Annotated in this window: 2 rRNA genes; both read right to left on the bottom strand. The window is 57.0% G+C overall.

The window, feature by feature from the left end:
- Nucleotides 1–31: 31 nt before the first annotated feature.
- Nucleotides 32–3,154, bottom strand: a 23S ribosomal RNA gene (locus ACFWW8_RS38030).
- 283 nt (nt 3,155–3,437) lie between these two features.
- Nucleotides 3,438–4,962 (bottom strand): 16S ribosomal RNA (locus ACFWW8_RS38025).
- Together the 16S and 23S rRNA genes form the textbook arrangement of a ribosomal RNA operon.
- Nucleotides 4,963–5,008: the final 46 nt, after the last annotated feature.

The raw sequence follows: 5,008 nt of genomic DNA, 5'->3' as shown, positions 1-5,008 counted from the left end.
TTCAGAACTAACACAGTGGACGCGAGCAACTGAGGACAAGCCCTCGGCCTATTAGTACCAGTCAGCTCCACCCGTTACCGGGCTTCCACATCTGGCCTATCAACCCAGTCGTCTACTGGGAGCCTTACCCTCTCAAGGAGGTGGGAATACTCATCTTGAAGCAGGCTTCCCGCTTAGATGCTTTCAGCGGTTATCCCTCCCGAACGTAGCCAACCAGCCATGCCCTTGGCAGGACAACTGGCACACCAGAGGTTCGTCCGTCCCGGTCCTCTCGTACTAGGGACAGCCCTTCTCAATATTCCTACGCGCACAGCGGATAGGGACCGAACTGTCTCACGACGTTCTAAACCCAGCTCGCGTACCGCTTTAATGGGCGAACAGCCCAACCCTTGGGACCGACTCCAGCCCCAGGATGCGACGAGCCGACATCGAGGTGCCAAACCATCCCGTCGATATGGACTCTTGGGGAAGATCAGCCTGTTATCCCCGGGGTACCTTTTATCCGTTGAGCGACGGCGCTTCCACAAGCCACCGCCGGATCACTAGTCCCGACTTTCGTCCCTGCTCGACCCGTCGGTCTCACAGTCAAGCTCCCTTGTGCACTTACACTCAACACCTGATTGCCAACCAGGCTGAGGGAACCTTTGGGCGCCTCCGTTACTCTTTAGGAGGCAACCGCCCCAGTTAAACTACCCATCAGACACTGTCCCTGATCCGGATCACGGACCGAGGTTAGACATCCAGCACGACCAGAGTGGTATTTCAACGGCGACTCCACAACCACTGGCGTGGCTGCTTCAAAGTCTCCCACCTATCCTACACAAGCCGAACCGAACACCAATATCAAACTATAGTAAAGGTCCCGGGGTCTTTCCGTCCTGCTGCGCGAAACGAGCATCTTTACTCGTAGTGCAATTTCACCGGGCCTATGGTTGAGACAGTCGAGAAGTCGTTACGCCATTCGTGCAGGTCGGAACTTACCCGACAAGGAATTTCGCTACCTTAGGATGGTTATAGTTACCACCGCCGTTTACTGGCGCTTAAGTTCTCAGCTTCGCCACACCGAAATGTGACTAACCGGTCCCCTTAACGTTCCAGCACCGGGCAGGCGTCAGTCCGTATACATCGCCTTACGGCTTCGCACGGACCTGTGTTTTTAGTAAACAGTCGCTTCTCGCTGGTCTCTGCGGCCACCCCCAGCTCACGGAGTAAATCCGATCACCAGTGATGGCCCCCCTTCTCCCGAAGTTACGGGGGCATTTTGCCGAGTTCCTTAACCATAGTTCACCCGAACGCCTCGGTATTCTCTACCTGACCACCTGAGTCGGTTTAGGGTACGGGCCGCCATGAAACTCGCTAGAGGCTTTTCTCGACAGCATAGGATCATCCACTTCACCACAATCGGCTCGGCATCAGGTCTCAGCCTTAATGAGGGACGGATTTGCCTACCCCTCGGCCTACACCCTTACCCCGGGACTACCACCGCCCGGGCTGGACTACCTTCCTGCGTCACCCCATCGCTTACCTACTACCACCTTGGACCGGCGGCTCCACCACTTTCCCTTGCCCGAAGGCTCCGGAACGGCTTCACGGCCTTAGCATCAATGGATTCGATACTGGGCGTTTCAAAGCGGGTACCGGAATATCAACCGGTTGTCCATCGACTACGCCTGTCGGCCTCGCCTTAGGTCCCGACTTACCCTGGGCAGATCAGCTTGACCCAGGAACCCTTAGTCAATCGGCGCACACGTTTCTCACGTGTGTATCGCTACTCATGCCTGCATTCTCACTCGTGAACCGTCCACAACTAGCTTCCGCTGCTGCTTCACCCGGCACACGACGCTCCCCTACCCATCACAGCGGGCGTTGGCCCTATTGCTGCAATGACACGACTTCGGCGGTACGCTTGAGCCCCGCTACATTGTCGGCGCGGAATCACTTGACCAGTGAGCTATTACGCACTCTTTCAAGGGTGGCTGCTTCTAAGCCAACCTCCTGGTTGTCTCTGCGACTCCACATCCTTTCCCACTTAGCGTACGCTTGGGGGCCTTAGTCGATGCTCTGGGCTGTTTCCCTCTCGACCATGGAGCTTATCCCCCACAGTCTCACTGCCACGCTCTCACTTACCGGCATTCGGAGTTTGGCTAAGGTCAGTAACCCGGTAGGGCCCATCGCCTATCCAGTGCTCTACCTCCGGCAAGAAACACGTGACGCTGCACCTAAATGCATTTCGGGGAGAACCAGCTATCACGGAGTTTGATTGGCCTTTCACCCCTAACCACAGGTCATCCCCCAGGTTTTCAACCCTGGTGGGTTCGGTCCTCCACGAAGTCTTACCTCCGCTTCAACCTGCCCATGGCTAGATCACTCCGCTTCGGGTCTAGAGCGTGCAACTCAATCGCCCTATTCGGACTCGCTTTCGCTACGGCTTCCCCACACGGGTTAACCTCGCTACACACCGCTAACTCGCAGGCTCATTCTTCAAAAGGCACGCAGTCACGACCGGTGTTCCGAAGAACAACGGCGACGCTCCCACGGCTTGTAGGCACACGGTTTCAGGTACTATTTCACTCCGCTCCCGCGGTACTTTTCACCATTCCCTCACGGTACTATCCGCTATCGGTCACCAGGGAATATTTAGGCTTAGCGGGTGGTCCCGCCAGATTCACACGGGATTTCTCGGGCCCCGTGCTACTTGGGAGATTCTTAAGCAAGCCGCTGATGTTTCGTCTACGGGGGTCTTACCCTCTACGCCGGACCTTTCGCATGTCCTTCGACTACATCAACGGTTTCTGACTCGCCGACCGGCCGGCAGACCGATCAAAAGAATTCCCACAACCCCGCATGCGCAACCCCTGCCGGGTATCACACGCATACGGTTTGGCCTCATCCGGTTTCGCTCGCCACTACTCCCGGAATCACGGTTGTTTTCTCTTCCTGCGGGTACTGAGATGTTTCACTTCCCCGCGTTCCCTCCACACTGCCTATGTGTTCAGCAGTGGGTGACAGCCCATGACGACTGCCGGGTTTCCCCATTCGGACACCCCCGGATCAAAGCTCAGTTGGCAGCTCCCCGGGGCCTATCGCGGCCTCTCACGTCCTTCATCGGTTCCTGGTGCCAAGGCATCCACCGTGTGCCCTTAAAAACTTGGCCTACAGATGCTCGCGTCCACTGTGTAGTTCTCAAACAACGACCAGCCACCCATCACCCCACCAGACAAGCTGACGAGTTCACTGGGGCCGGCATGAAGACATGACCTTACGGCCGTACCTTCAGGACCCAACAACGTGCCAGGCACCAGGCAATCCTCAGTCTTCTCTTTCCACGCCGAAGCAGTACTCGAGAACCATCAGATCGTCTGGCGCCAAATAATCAACGTTCCACCCATGAGCAACCGTGCGAGTCATTCGCTCGCAGTCGGCTATATGCTCCTTAGAAAGGAGGTGATCCAGCCGCACCTTCCGGTACGGCTACCTTGTTACGACTTCGTCCCAATCGCCAGTCCCACCTTCGACAGCTCCCTCCCTTACGGGTTGGGCCACCGGCTTCGGGTGTTACCGACTTTCGTGACGTGACGGGCGGTGTGTACAAGGCCCGGGAACGTATTCACCGCAGCAATGCTGATCTGCGATTACTAGCAACTCCGACTTCATGGGGTCGAGTTGCAGACCCCAATCCGAACTGAGACCGGCTTTTTGAGATTCGCTCCACCTTGCGGTATCGCAGCTCATTGTACCGGCCATTGTAGCACGTGTGCAGCCCAAGACATAAGGGGCATGATGACTTGACGTCGTCCCCACCTTCCTCCGAGTTGACCCCGGCGGTCTCCTGTGAGTCCCCATCACCCCGAAGGGCATGCTGGCAACACAGGACAAGGGTTGCGCTCGTTGCGGGACTTAACCCAACATCTCACGACACGAGCTGACGACAGCCATGCACCACCTGTATACCGACCACAAGGGGGGCACTATCTCTAATGCTTTCCGGTATATGTCAAGCCTTGGTAAGGTTCTTCGCGTTGCGTCGAATTAAGCCACATGCTCCGCTGCTTGTGCGGGCCCCCGTCAATTCCTTTGAGTTTTAGCCTTGCGGCCGTACTCCCCAGGCGGGGAACTTAATGCGTTAGCTGCGGCACCGACGACGTGGAATGTCGCCAACACCTAGTTCCCAACGTTTACGGCGTGGACTACCAGGGTATCTAATCCTGTTCGCTCCCCACGCTTTCGCTCCTCAGCGTCAGTAATGGCCCAGAGATCCGCCTTCGCCACCGGTGTTCCTCCTGATATCTGCGCATTTCACCGCTACACCAGGAATTCCGATCTCCCCTACCACACTCTAGCTAGCCCGTATCGAATGCAGACCCGAGGTTAAGCCTCGGGCTTTCACATCCGACGTGACAAGCCGCCTACGAGCTCTTTACGCCCAATAATTCCGGACAACGCTTGCGCCCTACGTATTACCGCGGCTGCTGGCACGTAGTTAGCCGGCGCTTCTTCTGCAGGTACCGTCACTTTCGCTTCTTCCCTGCTGAAAGAGGTTTACAACCCGAAGGCCGTCATCCCTCACGCGGCGTCGCTGCATCAGGCTTTCGCCCATTGTGCAATATTCCCCACTGCTGCCTCCCGTAGGAGTCTGGGCCGTGTCTCAGTCCCAGTGTGGCCGGTCGCCCTCTCAGGCCGGCTACCCGTCGTCGCCTTGGTGGGCCATTACCCCACCAACAAGCTGATAGGCCGCGGGCTCATCCTTCACCGCCGGAGCTTTCAACCCCCACCCATGCAGGCAGGAGTATTATCCGGTATTAGACCCCGTTTCCAGGGCTTGTCCCAGAGTGAAGGGCAGATTGCCCACGTGTTACTCACCCGTTCGCCACTAATCCACCCCGAAGGGCTTCATCGTTCGACTTGCATGTGTTAAGCACGCCGCCAGCGTTCGTCCTGAGCCAGGATCAAACTCTCCATGAATGTTTACCCGTAATCGGGTGCACACACACTTAGAGCGGGACAACCA

This window comes from Streptomyces sp. NPDC058701 (genome assembly GCF_042715295.1).
Classification (GTDB): Bacteria; Actinomycetota; Actinomycetes; order Streptomycetales; family Streptomycetaceae; genus Streptomyces.
Note: the sequence above shows the minus strand (reverse complement) of the source record. Positions and strands in the feature narration are given on the sequence as shown.